General features: G+C 39.6%; 18 protein-coding genes. 17 read left to right on the forward strand and 1 reads right to left on the reverse strand.

Annotation, left to right across the window (positions count from 1 at the left end):
- Positions 1 to 73: 73 nt before the first annotated feature.
- The 5 genes from rho to prmC all read left to right on the forward strand — a co-directional run bounded on the left by rho (position 74) and on the right by prmC (position 4,722).
- Positions 74 to 1,354: a transcription termination factor Rho gene (gene rho, locus HNQ94_RS11695; protein ID WP_174496535.1), complete on the forward strand. Its 1,281-nt coding sequence runs from the start codon at positions 74 to 76 to the stop codon at positions 1,352 to 1,354.
- A gap of 203 nt (positions 1,355 to 1,557) precedes the next feature.
- A complete protein-coding gene (locus HNQ94_RS11700) occupies positions 1,558 to 1,803 on the forward strand; it encodes a type B 50S ribosomal protein L31 (protein WP_174496534.1) in 246 nt (81 codons plus the stop codon).
- Positions 1,804 to 2,008: 205 nt separating this feature from the next.
- Positions 2,009 to 2,617, forward strand: a complete 609-nt coding sequence (locus HNQ94_RS11705; RefSeq protein ID WP_174496533.1) for a thymidine kinase — start codon at positions 2,009 to 2,011, stop codon at positions 2,615 to 2,617.
- 166 nt (positions 2,618 to 2,783) lie between these two features.
- Complete coding sequence (gene prfA, locus HNQ94_RS11710) at positions 2,784 to 3,854, forward strand: peptide chain release factor 1 (protein WP_174496532.1); 1,071 nt, start codon at positions 2,784 to 2,786, stop codon at positions 3,852 to 3,854.
- Position 3,855: 1 nt separating this feature from the next.
- Entirely contained in the window at positions 3,856 to 4,722 is an 867-nt protein-coding gene (gene prmC, locus HNQ94_RS11715) for a peptide chain release factor N(5)-glutamine methyltransferase (RefSeq protein WP_246200021.1), read from the forward strand.
- A 147-nt stretch (positions 4,723 to 4,869) separates the two neighbouring features.
- Here the strand turns inward: prmC and HNQ94_RS11720 are convergent, their stop codons facing one another.
- A complete protein-coding gene (locus tag HNQ94_RS11720; protein WP_174496530.1) occupies positions 4,870 to 5,076 on the reverse strand; it encodes a hypothetical protein in 207 nt (68 codons plus the stop codon).
- A gap of 215 nt (positions 5,077 to 5,291) precedes the next feature.
- Here HNQ94_RS11720 and spoIIR point away from each other — a divergent pair, with 215 nt between their 5' ends.
- The 12 genes from spoIIR to HNQ94_RS11780 all read left to right on the forward strand — a co-directional run bounded on the left by spoIIR (position 5,292) and on the right by HNQ94_RS11780 (position 16,800).
- Positions 5,292 to 5,906 carry a stage II sporulation protein R gene (gene spoIIR / locus HNQ94_RS11725; RefSeq protein WP_174496529.1) on the forward strand — a complete coding sequence of 205 codons (615 nt, stop codon included), beginning with the start codon at positions 5,292 to 5,294 and terminating at the stop codon, positions 5,904 to 5,906.
- Positions 5,907 to 5,973: 67 nt separating this feature from the next.
- Positions 5,974 to 6,420 carry a hypothetical protein gene (locus HNQ94_RS11730; RefSeq protein ID WP_174496528.1) on the forward strand — a complete coding sequence of 149 codons (447 nt, stop codon included), beginning with the start codon at positions 5,974 to 5,976 and terminating at the stop codon, positions 6,418 to 6,420.
- A gap of 197 nt (positions 6,421 to 6,617) precedes the next feature.
- Positions 6,618 to 7,658, forward strand: coding sequence for an L-threonylcarbamoyladenylate synthase (locus HNQ94_RS11735; RefSeq protein WP_174496527.1), 1,041 nt, complete (start codon positions 6,618 to 6,620; stop codon positions 7,656 to 7,658).
- A gap of 60 nt (positions 7,659 to 7,718) precedes the next feature.
- Entirely contained in the window at positions 7,719 to 8,264 is a 546-nt protein-coding gene (locus HNQ94_RS11740) for a manganese efflux pump MntP (RefSeq protein ID WP_174496700.1), read from the forward strand.
- Between the two features lie 162 nt (positions 8,265 to 8,426).
- Positions 8,427 to 9,029 carry a low molecular weight protein arginine phosphatase gene (locus HNQ94_RS11745; protein WP_174496526.1) on the forward strand — a complete coding sequence of 201 codons (603 nt, stop codon included), beginning with the start codon at positions 8,427 to 8,429 and terminating at the stop codon, positions 9,027 to 9,029.
- A gap of 25 nt (positions 9,030 to 9,054) precedes the next feature.
- Positions 9,055 to 10,353 (forward strand): methyl-accepting chemotaxis protein, encoded by a 1,299-nt coding sequence (locus HNQ94_RS11750; RefSeq protein WP_174496525.1) that lies wholly within the window; start codon positions 9,055 to 9,057, stop codon positions 10,351 to 10,353.
- Positions 10,354 to 10,377: 24 nt separating this feature from the next.
- The gene (gene rpiB, locus HNQ94_RS11755; RefSeq protein WP_174496524.1) at positions 10,378 to 10,818 is read left to right on the forward strand and encodes a ribose 5-phosphate isomerase B; all 441 of its coding nucleotides are present in this window, start codon (positions 10,378 to 10,380) and stop codon (positions 10,816 to 10,818) included.
- Between the two features lie 117 nt (positions 10,819 to 10,935).
- A complete protein-coding gene (locus tag HNQ94_RS11760; protein WP_174496699.1) occupies positions 10,936 to 11,508 on the forward strand; it encodes a TIGR01440 family protein in 573 nt (190 codons plus the stop codon).
- A gap of 128 nt (positions 11,509 to 11,636) precedes the next feature.
- Positions 11,637 to 12,872, forward strand: coding sequence for a serine hydroxymethyltransferase (gene glyA / locus HNQ94_RS11765; RefSeq protein ID WP_174496523.1), 1,236 nt, complete (start codon positions 11,637 to 11,639; stop codon positions 12,870 to 12,872).
- A gap of 334 nt (positions 12,873 to 13,206) precedes the next feature.
- Positions 13,207 to 13,836, forward strand: coding sequence for a uracil phosphoribosyltransferase (upp, locus tag HNQ94_RS11770; protein ID WP_174496522.1), 630 nt, complete (start codon positions 13,207 to 13,209; stop codon positions 13,834 to 13,836).
- Positions 13,837 to 14,017: 181 nt separating this feature from the next.
- Complete coding sequence (locus HNQ94_RS11775; RefSeq protein ID WP_174496521.1) at positions 14,018 to 14,713, forward strand: TetR/AcrR family transcriptional regulator; 696 nt, start codon at positions 14,018 to 14,020, stop codon at positions 14,711 to 14,713.
- Positions 14,714 to 14,748: 35 nt separating this feature from the next.
- Positions 14,749 to 16,800: a CocE/NonD family hydrolase gene (locus HNQ94_RS11780; protein WP_174496520.1), complete on the forward strand. Its 2,052-nt coding sequence runs from the start codon at positions 14,749 to 14,751 to the stop codon at positions 16,798 to 16,800.
- Positions 16,801 to 16,831: the final 31 nt, after the last annotated feature.

The raw sequence follows: 16,831 nt of genomic DNA on the forward strand, positions 1-16,831 counted from the left end.
GCTAATCCTAGTAAATATTTTAATGGTTTCATAATGTTATATAGTAAATGAAAAGAATAAGAGTGGTGATATTGTGTCTTCTGTGACAATTGGACAACTTGAGTCAATGAATTTAAAAGAACTATATGCAAAAGCACGCGAGTACAAAGTATCGTATTATAGTAAATTAACAAAAAGAGAATTAATTTTTGCCATTTTAAAATCACAAGCAGAAAAAGATGGCTATTTATTCATGGATGGAATTTTAGAAGTAATCCCTTCTGAAGGTTTTGGTTTTTTACGACCAATCAACTATTCACCTAGTGCCGAGGATATTTACATATCTGCATCGCAAATTCGCCGATTTGATTTGCGTAACGGGGATAAAGTATCTGGTAAAGTAAGACCACCAAAGGAAAATGAAAGATATTATGGACTTTTACATGTAGATGCAGTAAATGGTGAGGATCCAGAAACAGCGAAGGAACGTGTTCACTTCCCAGCTTTAACGCCGCTATATCCTGATCGTTTAATGAAGCTTGAAACAGAGTCCCATAAGCTCTCTACAAGGATTATTGATTTAATGGCGCCTGTTGGTTTTGGACAACGTGGGTTGATCGTTGCCCCACCTAAAGCAGGTAAAACAATGCTCCTAAAGGAAATTGCCAACAGCGTTTCAGTTAATCATCCAGATGCTAAGCTTATTATTTTGCTAGTAGACGAAAGACCGGAAGAAGTAACAGACATTGAACGTTCTGTACATGAAGACGTAGATGTCGTTAGTTCCACTTTCGATGAAGTACCAGAAAATCATATTAAGGTAGCAGAACTCGTCCTGGAGCGTGCAATGCGTCTAGTGGAGCACAAGCGTGACGTTATTATTTTAATGGATAGTATCACACGACTTGCACGTGCTTATAACTTAGTTATTCCTCCAAGTGGAAGAACGCTTTCTGGTGGTATTGACCCTGCTGCATTCCATCGTCCGAAAAGATTCTTTGGTGCAGCAAGAAACATTGAAGAGGGCGGAAGTGTCACGATTTTAGCAACAGCCCTTGTGGACACAGGCTCTCGTATGGATGATGTTATTTACGAGGAATTTAAAGGTACGGGTAACATGGAGCTTCACCTAGATCGTGGTCTAGCACAACGTCGAATATTCCCAGCTATCGATATTCCACGCTCTGGTACAAGAAAAGAAGAGCTTCTATTACCGAAAACACATATTGATAAAATGTGGGCTATTCATAAAACAATGAATGACTCCCCTGATTTTGTGGAACGCTTCTTAAGAAGATTAAAAGCGTCGAAAAACAATGATGAATTTTTCCAATTGATGGATCAGGAAATGAAGGGAAAACCTGGTAGAAGATAACACATTGGGGTCTGACCCCCGTTGCGCTATTGCGTTAAAGTGCCGGGGGTCAGACCCCAAAAAAGCAGTTGCAAAATAAAATTTAGCTTGTTATAATCTTTCTATGTGAGTTTTTAGAGTAAGCATAAATCAACCGTTTTTTGAACGGTTTTCGACATTAACTCTGTTTCCTAAGGAATCAGGGCAAAAAGGAGTGGAAAAGCATGAAACCAGAAATTCATCCGGAATACAGAAAAGTAGTATTTCTTGACACTAGTTCAGATTTCAAATTTTTGAGCGGTTCAACGAAATATTCTGATGAAACAATTGAGTGGGAAGATGGCAACACGTATCCTTTAATCCGTGTTGAGATCAGCTCCGAATCTCATCCGTTCTACACTGGTACACAAAGAGCTGATAAAGTCGGTGGCCGTGTTGATCGCTTTAAGAAAAAATATAATATGAACTAAGAACGTTCTGTACAAGAACAATCTGTTAGAAAAAACAGGCAAATTTGCTTTTATTTTGCCTGTTTTTTTATTCTCTTTTAGGATAGAAATAAACATAAACTTGACGATATAATAGAAGATGGCCTTCCAATAGGTTGGTTGTAATTACTATAGATAAAATGTAAAAAACGATAAGGTTGTTTTGATGGAAAGGGGAGGTCCACCAGTGCATGTAATGAAGCAGAATGGTTGGGTAGAAGTCATTTGTGGAAGCATGTTTTCCGGAAAGTCTGAGGAATTAATTCGCCGTGTGCGACGTGCAACATACGCGAACTTAACTGTACGAGTGTTTAAACCAGTTATAGATAATCGTTATGCAGAGGATGCGGTTGTTTCTCATAATGGGACATCTGTAATTGCAAGACCAGTAGCCAATTCCATTGATATTTACGATTACATAGATGAGGAAGTAGATGTAATCGGAATTGATGAGGTGCAATTTTTTGATGAAAACATTGCAGAGGTTTGCCAAGACCTTGCAGACCAAGGACATCGCGTTGTCGTAGCTGGACTTGATCTAGATTTTAGAGGAGAACCATTTGGGTCAGTACCTAAACTAATGGCCTTAAGTGAGTCGGTCACGAAATTAAATGCCATTTGTCCAGTTTGTGGCTCACCTGCAAGTAGAACCCAAAGATTAATCAATGAAAAACCAGCATCTTATGATGATCCGATTATTTTAGTAGGAGCTTCGGAATCTTATGAACCTAGATGCCGACATCACCATGAAGTTCCAAACCGTCCAAGAATAACAAAAAAGGTACAACAAGCGTAAACTATAGATTAGAGTTGTCGAGAATAAGTAGAATGACAAACTAGCATAAAACAAAACTTACCAAGAATAATCTTCGTTGTAAAACATTGCTTTTTTGATTTTTGACGCCTATTACTGCCAATACTATAATTAGTATGCTTAGGAAAAAGAAGAGGTGGACGTAAATATGTTAGATAAACTACAATCCATTGAGGATCGTTATGATAAGTTAAATGAAATGTTAAGTGATCCGGATGTTATCAACGATACGAAGAAACTGCGGGATTACTCCAAAGAGCAGTCGGATTTACAGGAAATAGTAGAAAAGTATCGTCAGTACAAAGATGTGAAATCCCAATTAGAAGATGCGAAAGCAATGTTAGAGGATAACCTTGATGATGACATGTACAGCATGGTAAAAGAGGAAATATCCGAGCTTTCGGAAGAAAAAGAAGAATTGGAAAGCACATTGAAGATTCTACTTATCCCGAAAGATCCGAATGACGACAAAAGTGTTATTATGGAAATCCGTGGCGCAGCAGGCGGAGACGAAGCAGCTCTATTTGCTGGTGACCTTTATCGTATGTATAGCCGCTATGCGGAAGCGCAAGGCTGGAAAACAGACGTCATTGAATATCATGAAGCAGATGTAGGTGGCTATAAGGAAATTATCTTTATGGTGAACGGAAAAGGCGCTTATTCAAAGCTGAAATTTGAAAATGGCGCACACCGAGTACAACGTGTACCAGAAACAGAATCTGGCGGCCGAATCCATACATCGACAGCAACCGTTGCAGCTCTTCCTGAAGCGGAAGAAGTGGAAGTAGATATTCATGAAAAAGATATACGTGTAGACACGTTTGCATCAAGTGGACCTGGTGGCCAAAGTGTTAACACTACTATGTCTGCAGTACGTCTAACACACGTTCCAACTGGTACAGTAGTATCCTGTCAGGATGAAAAATCCCAAATCAAAAACAAAGAAAAAGCAATGAAGGTTCTTCGTGCTCGTATATATGAAAAATTCCAACAAGAAGCACAAGCAGAAATTGATCAAACGAGAAAGTCTGCTGTAGGTACTGGTGACCGTTCGGAGCGTATTCGTACGTACAACTTCCCACAAAACCGTGTGACGGATCACCGCATCGGCTTAACGATCCAAAAGTTAGATCAAATTTTGGAAGGTAAGCTAAATGAAGTAACCGAAGCACTAATTATTGAAGAACAAACACAACGACTAGATGAAATCGGTGAGTAAGATGGAACGATTTACGACAATATGGGAAGCCCGACGTTGGGCTTCTCTTTTTTTAAAACAACATAATAGGGAAGAAGGGGTAGCCGATTTACTCCTGATGCACCATTTGGACATGTCACGTGCTAATTTGTTAGCCTCTTCAAAAGATACTTTTCCAGTAGAGATTCAGGAACTCCTTATGGAACAAGTTCGTGCTCATGCCGAACAAGGAATCCCAGTCCAACATTTAATTGGCCATGAGGAATTTTACGGCCGTCATTTTACGGTAAACGAACATGTTCTAATACCACGTCCTGAAACGGAAGAATTAGTCCAGCTCGTTTTGCGAGAAATTGACCGTGAATATAGTGGAAAGCAGCTAACTGTTTTGGATCTAGGTGCAGGTTCTGGTGCTATAAGTATTACATTGAAAAAGGAAAATCCAATGCTGTGTGTAAAAGCTGTGGATATTTCTGAAGATGCGCTTGCAGTAGCCAAACATAATGCAGTGAAGCTAGATGCAGATGTGGAATTTTTCCAAGGCAACTTTTTAGAGCCGTTTATAGAAAAGGGCATAAAAGCAGACATAGTGGTATCCAATCCACCATATATTTCGATAAATGATAAGGATACGCTAGACGATACCGTGAAAAATTATGATCCAGATCAAGCTTTATATGCCGGGGACGATGGACTTGACGCATACCGAATAATCTTGCAACAACTACCGAGCGTAGTTAAAAATAAATCCCTCCTAGCATTCGAAATCGGTTATCAACAAGGTGAAGCAGTCCAAAAAATAATCCAATCCGGTTTTCCACAAAGTAATCCCCAAATTGTACAAGACATTAATGGAAAAGACCGAATGGTTTACAGCTGGCTCCAATAGTGAGCCAGCTTTTTATATAGTTGTGTATAAGTTTTATGCTGTGACTCAATGAATGTAATCAAACTGTTAATAAGTTAGTGGATTAGGTAATTAAAACTTTTACTTATAGAGTGGAAACCTTCGGATAAATACGGTGAACCTTCAATTCTAAGGTGAAGTCTGCAATAAAATACGGTGAACCTTCAATTCGGGAGCAGAAGTCTGCAATAAAATACGGTGAACCTTTAATTCAGGAGAAGAAGTCTGCAATAAAATACGGTGAACCTTTAATTCAGGAGAAGAAGTCTGCAATAAAATACGATGAACCTTTAATTCAAGAGTGTAAGCCTCCATTAAAATACGGCCAATCTTCAATTCTGGACCTAAAGCCTTCAATCAATTCAATGAACTATCACCCGAAATCCCTTAATTAAATCCCCGTGAGAGTAACAGTCCCTCAAATACTATTAAACTCACATTCCAATCCCCCTCCATCCTATAAACCTATAAAAATTTAAATCTTCCATGTTTAAGATGATAGATTTGCGCCCATACTGTTACCAAGATACAAGGTTGAGGGGGCAAATAAAGTGAAAAAGTTTGTTTTTATTACGGTGGTAGCCATTATATTATTTATTAATCCGTTAACAGGTTATAGTAGCAATGATCAAACAACTAACAGTTTTCAAGTAATCCCAGATGAGTCTATTCGTTTGCGTATTTTAGCTCATTCTAATAGTGACGCGGACCAAGATGTGAAGCGTGAAATACGTGATGAAGTGAATAAGGAAATTACAAAATGGGTAGAAACTTTGCAAAATATAGATGGAGCAAGAGATGTAATCGAAAGTCGTCTATCAAACATAGAAGAAATTGTTCAAGATGTTTTACAAGAAAATCAAATAGACCAGTCATATGAAGTAACGTTTGGTGATGTACAATTTCCATCTAAAGTGTATGGGGATAACGTATACCCAGCAGGAGTTTATGAAGCGGTGTTAATTACTCTTGGCGATGGGAAAGGTGATAACTGGTGGTGCGTGCTGTTCCCGCCATTATGTTTTCTGGATTTTTCAAATGGAACTTCTGTAGCAGATGCGGATACAAACGGTGAAGAAACGGAATTAGCGGCAAATGAAAACAAAGCAGAAGTGAAGTTTTTCTTAGTGAAAATTTTTGACTGGATTACAAGTTTATTTGCCTAGTTTTTAGCATAATGACTCCTCCTATTTCATAGAGTAGTGATAGAAAAGGAAATAGAGGAGTGAGAGGATGCTAACAGTAGTACAAGCTAGGGATACAAATCTAGCAACACTTGAATCTTTCTTTGGTGAACAGTGGCCGAATCAAAAAGGTAAACAGGATCTATTTCAATATGGAAGATTTATAGAGTGGGATAACGATAAAAAGGGATTTTTTGCCCTCGTGCCTTGTGGAAACTCGGAAGCACAATTAAGAACCCTTTATTTTAAAGAAGAAATGAATCCAGCAATGATTATGCTAGCCATCGATTGGGTGAAGAAAGAGGCAGAAAGAGAGCGATTTAAACGAATCGTTGTACTTAGCCACAATTCATCCACAGATACGTTATTTAAATCTTGGGGATTTGAAAAGCTGGATGACAGTTATTCACCTATAAATGTAGGGAAAAGAAACGATGAAGCTAAATGGTGGGGATTACATATACATTTATCCACACCTGTGGATAAACCTTGTTAATAACTTGTTTGTAAGATGTGGAAAAGTGAAGAAACTTTCGTTAAGAGAGGAAATGACAAACAATCATTTCCTTTTTTTATGTGGATATTGAATTGCATTCTTACACGGTAAAGTACACGTCAACAACCAACACTTGCTAATCGAACATATTTAACCCCATAATAGAACAAGAAATCCATTAGGAGTGCGACAAACATATGCAAACGAAATATTGGAATGTGAACGAACTTCATATAGATGAAAACTACCCTGCAATCAAAGAGGCTGCAGAGGTGCTAAAAAATAAAGAAGCAGTAGCATTCCCGACTGAAACGGTTTATGGGTTGGGTGCTGATGCGACAAGTGAAGAGGCTGTGGATAAGATTTTTCAGGCAAAAGGACGTCCTGCAGACAATCCACTAATTGTCCACATTGGAGATGTAACTCAAGTAAAAGAGTTAACGACCGAAATCCCGGAAGTAGCGAAAAAGCTAATGGACAAGTTTTTTCCCGGTGCCTTAACGGTTATTTTAGAAAGCAATGGAGCTTGTGCCCATAATGTGACTGCTGGCTTATCCACAGTTGGGATTCGAATGCCGGATCACCCTGTTGCCATTGCTCTTTTAAAAGCATGTAATCTTCCCGTTGCTGCACCGAGTGCTAATCGATCGGGAAGACCGAGCCCGACAACGGCAAAGCATGTAAAGGATGATTTAGAAGGTCGGATTTTTGGGATTTTGGACGGGGGACCAACGGGAATTGGTCTTGAGTCAACCGTTGTAGATTGCACAGGGGAAATTCCGGTTATTTTGCGCCCAGGTGGTGTGACGAAAGAGGAGCTGGAGGAAATAGTAGGGACTATTTTAGTAGACCCAGCACTTTTAGATAAAGAGGAAAAACCAAAATCGCCAGGTATGAAATATACCCATTATGCGCCTAATGCACCTTTATGGGTAATAAACGGCGACCCCAAAAAAATAGAACAGCAAATTAAGAGTCTTCAACATGAGGGGAAAAAGGTGGGCGTCATGGGGAGTGAAGAATGCATTCATGAACTAAAAGGTGTGATTACAAAGTCCTATGGCTCGAAAAATGATGTGAAAGATATCGCGCGCCGCATCTATGACGTATTAAGATCCTTTAATGAGGAAGATGTGGATATTATTTTAGCAGAAGCTGTGCCGAAAAATGGTGTCGGAGTAGCAGTGATGAATCGTCTGGAAAAAGCGGCATCCAAAATACTAATAACGGAATCGTGATTCTAAAGCCCGTCTCACATGCATATATTTGATTTAGCATGTCCGAGGGGGGTTTAGATGATCTCATATATTTTAGGGGAATGGTTTACCCTTTCATTAATGGCTATTGCCCTTGGGATGGATGCCTTTTCCGTAAGCTTAGGTATGGGGATGATAGGGCTACGTCTTCGAAGAATAGCAATGATTGGCTTATTAATTGGTTTATTTCATGTCATTATGCCTTTCATAGGTATGTTGCTTGGAAACATTTTATCCAAGCAATTTGGATCCTTTGCTGTCCTCATGGGTGGAATTCTGCTTATTGTTTTAGGAATTCAAATGTTTATCAATTCCTTTTCCAAAGAAGAAGACACGAGTTTAGTAAGGGGCTTTGGATTGCTCATTTTTGCTTTTACGGTAAGTCTAGATAGTTTTTCGGTTGGCTTAAGCTTAGGAATGTCTGGAGTTCATACAATTGTTGCCCTATTTCTGTTCGGTCTAGCAAGTACAATTTTAACGTGGTTGGGCTTCTTATTAGCGAAAAAAGTAAGCGGTATACTTGGCTCATACAGTGAACTAATTGGTGGAAGTATTTTATGCGCCTTTGGTTTACAACTAATTTTATAGTCAGAAAAATGAATGAAAGACATTAGGAAAAGGACTTTATGATTGCATCAAAAAATCATCATAAAGTCCTTTTTCTATGAGAGAATATAGATGTCATCATTTTGTTGTTTTTTCAGCTTATATGATATAGTTTCCATAGGATAATGAAGCGGAGGGCCTGAAATGAAAAACATTTTATTTGTATGTACGGGGAACACGTGCCGAAGCCCAATGGCAGAGGCGTTAGTAAAACATAAAACAAATAAAATCAAAGCTCGTTCAGCTGGAATTTTTGCTGGCCATGGACAACCAGCATCTAGAGGGACCACCGAAGCATTAAGAGAAAAAGGAATTTTGCTTCGTCACCAGTCCCAGCCAGTTACCCAGGATTTAATTAACTGGGCAGACCTTATTTTAACGATGACGACAAACCACAAACAATCGCTTGTCATGCAGTTTCCACAAGTGGATGACAAGGTGTATACCTTAAAAGAATATGTGGATGCAGAACATCAAAGAGTATGGACCGATTTAAAAAAGGCATATGCAACATTAGAAGAGAAAAGGGCCAACTTACAAAGTCAGAGTGAGGCGGCAGGTCGTCTAGAAATGGAAAAACAAATAAAGGAGGATTTACGAAAAATAGATGAGCTAGAAAGTAAGCTAAATCATGTGGATATTCATGATCCTTTCGGTGGAGACGTAGAAATTTATCGAAAAACATTGAAAGAACTCGAAAAACATATTGAACTATTAATAGAAAAATTAGACAATAAAGATAGATGAGAAATATTCCTTGGGGGGAATCCAAATGAAAGACAAACACCGCTTTAGTTTGCGAGTAAAATTAGTTGTCTTCACTACTGTATTGGCAGCCATTACATATGGCACAAGTGCTCTGTTCATTTATGTACTATATGAAAGACTTCAAGAATTTTTAGGTCTTTCCGAACATCTTTACACGATTATCATTTTATCATTAGGTGTTATTTGGTCTGGTATTTTAGCTTATTTTGCAGCTGGTTTTATTATAAAGCCGTTGTTACAGCTGAAAATTGCTGCGCGTGAAGCGGCACTTGGAAATATTGCAAACGACGTAGAAGTATCGAAATCAGATGATGAAATTAGGGCTTTGGGGATTGCCTTTAATACGATGCTTGCTAGTTTGCGTGATATTATTGCCAATATTGAGAAAAACTTTGATCAAACGAATGATTCCGTCGAAACGATTAAAAGTGCGGCAGCTAATGCAGAAGAACAAGCGAATACTATCGGTCAAACGATTGGAGAAATTGCTTCAGGTGCAGAGAGCTCTTCTTCCTCTATTTTACATACAGCAGAATCAATGGAAGAGTCCACACGATTAGCAGGTGAAGTGCAAGAAAAAGCAAGTCATTCCCACCAGCTTTCACAGGGAATGCTAGAGACATTAACCCATTCAAAAGGGATTATTCAAAAGCTAGTAGAGAGTGTCCAAAACATATCAAAAGAACAAGAAACATCTTTAGAGGCTGTGGAACGCTTAGAGCAAAATGCGAAGGAAGTAGAAAAAATTATTTCCCTCGTTGGCGAAATTGCGGAGCAAACGAACCTTTTAGCCTTAAATGCATCGATTGAAGCGGCAAGAGCAGGAGAACACGGTCGAGGATTTGCAGTCGTTGCGGAAGAGGTCAGAAAGCTTGCCGATGAAAGTGCAAAGGCAGTTCACGGTATATCTGGATTAATTACGAACATTCAAACAGACGTTCACCAAGTCGTCGAGCGCATTCAACAACAAGTAGCATATGCTCGTCATGAAGCGGCTAAAGGAGAAGAGTCCAATGTTGCGATTGAAAAAGTATCTGCGTCCGTTAATGACGTAGTAGAGGCAGTCGCGCATATTTCTGACTTAATGGACAGACAATTAAAAACAATGGAAGATACTTCGAGACAATCACAAGAAGTTGCAGCTATTGCGGAAGAAACAACAGCAGGAACAGAAGAAGTAAGTGCTTCGATCCAGCAGCAAAATGCTACTATTTTAAACATTAGTCAAATGGCTTCTCATTTAGAAAGCCAAGCACAACAATTGAAAAAGCAAATTCATAAGTTCAACATTGATAAAAAGTGATTCATTCCAGAAAGGAGCGATAACGTGAAGGTAGTCATTGCATCAGATCACGGTGGTGTAAATTTACGTAATGAAATTGGCGAATTGCTAAAAGAAATGAACATTGAATTTGAAGATATGGGTTGTGACTGCGAAGGATCTGTCGATTATCCAGATTACGGTATTCCAGCAGCAGAGCGAGTCGCATCTGGAGAATTTGATCTAGGCATTTTAATTTGTGGAACAGGAATTGGAATGTCTATCGCAGCGAACAAGGTAAAAGGAATCCGCTGTGCATTAGTGCATGATGTGTTTAGTGCAAAAATGACCCGGGCCCATAACAATTCAAACGTGATAGCGATGGGTGAACGTGTCATCGGCCCTGGCCTTGCTAGAGAAATTGCAAAAGCATGGTTAGAATCAGAATATGAAGGTGGCCGCCACGAAAATCGCGTAAGCAAAATTACCGAGTACGAAAACAAGTAAAGTATGGAGGAGAAGCCTTAAAAACTTCTCCTTTTCGTGCATTTAAAGAAAATAAGGAAAACAGGCATTTGGTGATAAGCTTCGTTTTTCTAATAGAGGTGTGGTAGCTTGACGGGAATCAATACTTCAGAATTAAAAAAGCACGTTCAAGAAATCGTAGAGGAATGGATTTCCTTAGACATTTTAGAGCGTGACCATATTTTTGTTGTCGGATGCTCTACTAGCGAAGTTGCCGGTGAACGAATAGGAACAGCTGGGAATGAAGAAATTGCCCAAGTTTTATTTGAGGAATTGAAGGTTTTACAAGATACAGTAGGAGTAAAACTCGCTTTTCAATGCTGTGAACATTTAAATCGTGCATTAGTGGTTGAAAAAGAGACGATGAAAGTATATAACTTAAGTGAAGTGTCCGCAGTTCCGATTCCAGGAGCAGGGGGTTCCATGGCGGCTTACGCCTATCGTCACATGAATACCCCCGTATTAGTGGAGAATATCGTAGCACATGCCGGGATGGATATAGGGGATACGTTTATCGGAATGCACATAAAACATGTCGCAGTACCAATCCGATTAAAACAGAAAAATATCGGTTCCGCCCATGTGACAGCTGCCCGTACACGACCGAAACTGATTGGTGGAGAAAGAGCGGTGTACAAGCTAGATTCTCCTACGGCAAAAACATGTGACTAAAGACTAGTAGGTCCAGAACTGCTATAATTATTAGCGGAAACAAACTAGTTATTGCTACAACTGCAGGATTATCGAACGTTAATGAATCAACAATCCATCGTGTGAAGAGGAAATAAGGAGGAGAAATAATGGGACATTTAAAAAATGCAGATCCAGAAATTTTTCAATCAATAGAAAATGAAAGAAAGCGCCAACAGGACAAAATTGAATTAATCGCATCCGAAAACTTCGTATCAGAAGCGGTAATGGAAGCAGCAGGTTCAGTTATGACAAACAAATACGCAGAAGGCTATCCACATCGCCGTTACTATGGTGGCTGTGAACACGTAGATGTTGCAGAGGATTTAGCTCGCGACCGTGCGAAGCAATTATTCGGTGCTGATCACGCAAACGTACAACCCCATTCTGGTGCACAAGCTAACATGGCCGTATATTTTACGGTGTTAGAGCCAGGCGATACTGTATTAGGAATGAACTTAAGCCATGGTGGCCACTTAACACACGGTAGCCCAGTTAACTTCAGTGGCACATTATACAATTTCGTAGAATACGGCGTTACCGAAGAAAATGAACAAATCGACTATGACGCTGTATTGGCAAAAGCAAAAGAAGTTCAACCAAAACTAATCGTAGCAGGGGCTAGCGCATATCCAAGAGTTATCGACTTCGCTAAATTCCGTGAAATTGCAGATGAAGTTGGCGCCTATTTAATGGTGGATATGGCTCACATTGCTGGTTTAGTCGCAACAGGTCTCCATCCAAATCCAGTTCCTCACGCACATTTTGTTACGACAACAACACATAAAACATTACGCGGCCCTCGTGGCGGTATGGTTCTATGTAAAGAAGAGTTCGCGAAAAAGCTAGATAAGTCCGTATTCCCGGGTATGCAAGGTGGACCTTTAATGCACATTATTGCTGCAAAAGCGGTTGCATTTAAAGAAGCACTATCTGAGGACTTTAAAACATATACAAAGCACATTATTGAAAATGCAAAACGCCTAGGTGAGTCTTTAAATAAAGAAGGAATCCGTATCGTATCCGGTGGTACAGATAATCACCTATTATTACTAGATTTACGCCCATTAGGTTTAACAGGTAAAGTAGCAGAAAAAGCTTTAGATGAAGTCGGCATCACAACAAACAAAAACACGATCCCGTTTGATCCAGAAAGCCCATTTGTAACAAGTGGAATTCGTATCGGTACAGCAGCTGTGACAACACGTGGCTTCGGTCTAGAAGAAATGGATGAAATTGCATCCTTAATCGCCTTCACGCTTAAAAATCATGAAGACGAAGCAAAACTAGAAGAAGCAAAACAACGTGTATTAGAGCTTACTTCTCAATTTCCACTATACGCATAAGAAAAAAGGTTGGCTGAATTTCGTTCAGTCAACCTTTTTGGCGTCCAGTTAAGGTGATATATTGACTCGTTTAGGTGATATATAATCGTCAGAGTGATAAAATAATGGGGCTTAGCTGATAAAATCCTATGTTGGTTGAAAAATAACTATAACGGTTGATATATCTCTATATCGGTTGATATATTTGAAAATCGGTTGATATATGGAAGAATTATAAGCAACTGATGGACTTTTGTAACCAGTTAAAATGGATTTCCGCTTAAAGGTTGAAACAAATGTCGTATTTCAGTACAATTTGAAGGATATAACTTTACATAAAAAGGAGAGTTCGGACATGGGAAAAGTATTTGTATTTGATCACCCACTAATTCAACACAAATTAACATACATTCGAGACGAAAAAACAGGTACGAAAGAATTTCGTGAATTAGTTGATGAAGTAGCAACATTAATGGCGTTTGAAATCACGAGAGATCTTCCTCTTCAAGAAGTTTCCGTTCAAACACCAGTTGCGACAGCGAACTCCAAAGTATTAGCAGGTAAAAAGCTTGGCTTAATTCCGATTCTTCGTGCAGGATTAGGAATGGTAGATGGCATTCTGAAATTAATTCCAGCAGCAAAAGTTGGACATGTTGGCTTGTACCGTGACCCAGAAACCCTAAAGCCAGTTGAATATTATGTGAAACTACCTTCTGACATCGAAGAGCGCGAACTAATCGTGATTGATCCGATGTTAGCAACAGGCGGCTCTGCAAACGAAGCAATCAACTCACTTAAAAAACGCGGAGCAAAACAAATCCGTCTAATGTGCTTATGCGCAGCACCTGAAGGGGTAGAAGCTGTAAAAGAAGAGCATCCTGATGTGGACATTTACTTAGCAGCATTAGATGAAAAGTTAAACGAAAAAGGATACATCGTTCCCGGCTTAGGTGATGCTGGAGATCGTTTGTATGGTACGAAATAAGCTTTGATTATAAGGATCTAACTCATTAAAACGAGTTAGATTCTTTTTTATTTACAACACGCCAATGGTTCAATCACCCCGATAAAAATTTGACATTCTCTTATTTTCTGATAATATGAACATGTTCATTAAATGAATGTGTTCACTAAAATTGTATCTGTACTAGAAAGGAATTGGAAAGATGAAAAATGCAAGGAAAGAAATCCAACGAGCACGGATGTGGCGTTATTTTTTAGATGCTGCAACGGAGGTAATTGAAGAGGAAGGGCTTGAGCAAGTAACCATCAGAAAGATTGCAAAGCGAGCAGGTTACACGAGCTCGACTGCTTACAATTACTTTAAAGATCTTTCACATTTGAAATTCTTTGCAGCAATGCGTTTTACGACAGATTACATTAGTGAGCTACCATTATATTTAAAAAAAGGCACGAATACGATTGATAGTTGGTTATACTCCTGGGAATGTTTTTGTAAGCATTCCTTTAATAGACCTGAAATATACGCCATCATTTTTATGGATGACCTTGGTGGATCGGTAGATGAATTATTGGAAGATTATTATGAAATTTATCAAGAAGATTTAATTGGGCTACCTGAGGAGATTAAGCCTATCGTCTTAGAGCTTAATTTCTCAAAACGGAGTATGCTTTACCTGCAAAAAGCGGTCGATGAGGGATTCATTTTACAAAAGGATGTAGACCTATTAGCAGATATGACCTTGATGCTCTGGAAAGGTATGATGAATACCGTTTTAAACCAGCGGAGGAACTATACGCAGGAACAAGCAGCTTCACAAACGATTTCCTATGTTTATGAAATGGTGCGGAGAGTAGTAGTGCCAGATAAGCAAAATGAAATAAATTACGTCCCAAACTAATAGATCATCGGTGAGAAACAGAAAGGTTGAGAAATTTGGTTTTTAATATAAAGGATTCAGAAAAGAGAAGAGTTAAAACAGAATACCCGATAGAAATAAAGAAAATAGAGCACGTTTGGATTCCTATGTCAGATGGGGCAAAACTGGCAGCAACGATTTGGCTACCTGTAGATGCGGAAGAAAATCCTGTACCTGCCATTTTGGAATACATTCCATACCGAAAAAATGATTTTACAGCCATTCGTGACTCGGCTAGACATCCTTATTTTGCAGGACATGGTTATGCAAGCATTCGTGTCGATATCCGTGGGTCTGGTGATTCTGATGGCATTTTGAAAGATGAGTATTTAAAACAAGAACAAGACGATGCGTTAGAAATTTTTGATTGGATTGTGAAGCAACCATGGGCAACAGGGGCAATCGGAATGATTGGGAAATCATGGGGTGGATTTAATGGCCTTCAAGTAGCTGCTAGACAACATCCTGCCCTAAAAACAATAATAACGATCGATTCGACAGATGACCGATACGCGGATGATGTTCATTACCGTGGTGGAACCGTGATGGCATCCGATATGCTTTGGTGGGCATCGACTATGTTTGTGTACAATGCGCGACCTCAAGACCCAGAAGTAGTAGGAGCGTCTTGGAAAGAAAATTGGCTCGATCGTCTCGAGAATACGCCACCACAAGTAGAAGAGTGGATGAGACATCAACGTAGAGATGATTATTGGAAGCATGGTTCTATTTGCGAGGATTACTCCGATATTCAAATTCCTGTATTTACTGTTAGTGGCTGGCAGGATGGCTATACAAATGCTGTCTTCCGTTTGCTCGAGCATTTGCCAAAAGAGAGTAAAGGTTTAATCGGTCCTTGGGCTCATGAATATCCTGAAGTAGCGACTCCAGACCCGGCAATCGGTTTTCTACAAGAATGTTTACGTTGGTGGGACCAATGGCTAAAAGGAATTGAAACGGGAATTATGGATGAACCGAAACTTACGACATGGATTCAAAACAGTGAACTTCCGAAAGTAACGTATAAGGAGCGTCCAGGAAAATGGGTTGGGGATTCTGCTTGGCCTTCCCCAAACGTTCAAGAGAAATCATTATGGCTAGCAAATGACAAACTTACAGATAAAAGCGCAAGAGGAGAAGCTTTCCAAATCCCAAGTGTGCAAGAGCACGGTTTCTACACCGGTGTATTTTGTCCATTCGGCCAACCAGGTGATTTGCCAGGCGATCAAAGGCTAGAAAATGGGAAAGCAGTTGTATTTACTTCAGACCCACTCGAAGAAACGACTGACTTGTTAGGACAACCAGTTTTCCATGCGGAAGTGTCTTCAGACCAGGAAAATGCTTTATTAGTCGTTCGCTTATGTGATAAGGCACCGACGGGTGAATCTACCTTGATTAGCTGGGGGATGTTGAATTTAACCCATCGCAACTCTCATGAGCATCCGGAGGCCCTTGTTCCAGGGGAAAAGTACAAAGTAGCGGTTGATTTAGATGTATTGGGACAACAAATTCCAAAAGGACATCAACTAGAGGTGGCTATTTCACCAACCTCTTGGCCGCAAGCATGGCCGTCAGCAAAACCAGTTACGCTTACCGTACATGCTGGTGAAGATACGAAGCTTGTACTACCAGTTCGGACGGCTCAACCGGAAGATGCTGACTGTGGGAAGTTTGGGCCACCTGAAACAGCACCAGTAATGGATATTGAAATCCTTCGTGAAGAAAATCGTACTCGTGAAGTCAGACATGATTTGATAAACGGTGTATGGAAGTTAGAAGACTTTTCCGATGAAGGGGAAAGAAGGCTCCCACACAACGGCATAGAGCATGGCAGTAAAAATGAAAATACATTCACCATTAAAGAAAATGATCCATTATCGGCAAAGGTTCAGTGTCAATGGGAATTAAAAGTAGGGCGAGGCGATTGGCAAACGAAACTTGTTAGTGATAGTGAAATGACAAGTGACGAAACAACGTTCTATTTGACTAATACGTTGACAGCTTATGAAGGGGAAGAGGAAGTTTTTCATAAAACGTGGAAAACAACAATCCCAAGAGACTTCATTTAAGACAAAGAAAAAAGCTAGCCGGATCCCACAT

Origin of the sequence: Salirhabdus euzebyi (genome assembly GCF_014207435.1) — a bacterium.
GTDB lineage: Bacteria > Bacillota > Bacilli > Bacillales > Alkalibacillaceae > Salirhabdus > Salirhabdus euzebyi.

Excerpts from the sequence above, each read along its gene's own strand:
- HNQ94_RS11700 (WP_174496534.1), top strand. The coding sequence starts at position 1,558 with ATGAAACCAGAAATTCATCCGGAATACAGAAAAGTAGTATTTCTTGAC.
- prfA (WP_174496532.1), top strand. The coding sequence starts at position 2,784 with ATGTTAGATAAACTACAATCCATTGAGGATCGTTATGATAAGTTAAAT.
- prmC (WP_246200021.1), top strand. The coding sequence starts at position 3,856 with ATGGAACGATTTACGACAATATGGGAAGCCCGACGTTGGGCTTCTCTT.
- HNQ94_RS11730 (WP_174496528.1), top strand. The coding sequence starts at position 5,974 with ATGCTAACAGTAGTACAAGCTAGGGATACAAATCTAGCAACACTTGAA.
- HNQ94_RS11735 (WP_174496527.1), top strand. The coding sequence starts at position 6,618 with ATGCAAACGAAATATTGGAATGTGAACGAACTTCATATAGATGAAAAC.
- HNQ94_RS11745 (WP_174496526.1), top strand. The coding sequence starts at position 8,427 with ATGAAAAACATTTTATTTGTATGTACGGGGAACACGTGCCGAAGCCCA.
- HNQ94_RS11750 (WP_174496525.1), top strand. The coding sequence starts at position 9,055 with ATGAAAGACAAACACCGCTTTAGTTTGCGAGTAAAATTAGTTGTCTTC.
- glyA (WP_174496523.1), top strand. The coding sequence starts at position 11,637 with ATGGGACATTTAAAAAATGCAGATCCAGAAATTTTTCAATCAATAGAA.
- upp (WP_174496522.1), top strand. The coding sequence starts at position 13,207 with ATGGGAAAAGTATTTGTATTTGATCACCCACTAATTCAACACAAATTA.
- HNQ94_RS11775 (WP_174496521.1), top strand. The coding sequence starts at position 14,018 with ATGAAAAATGCAAGGAAAGAAATCCAACGAGCACGGATGTGGCGTTAT.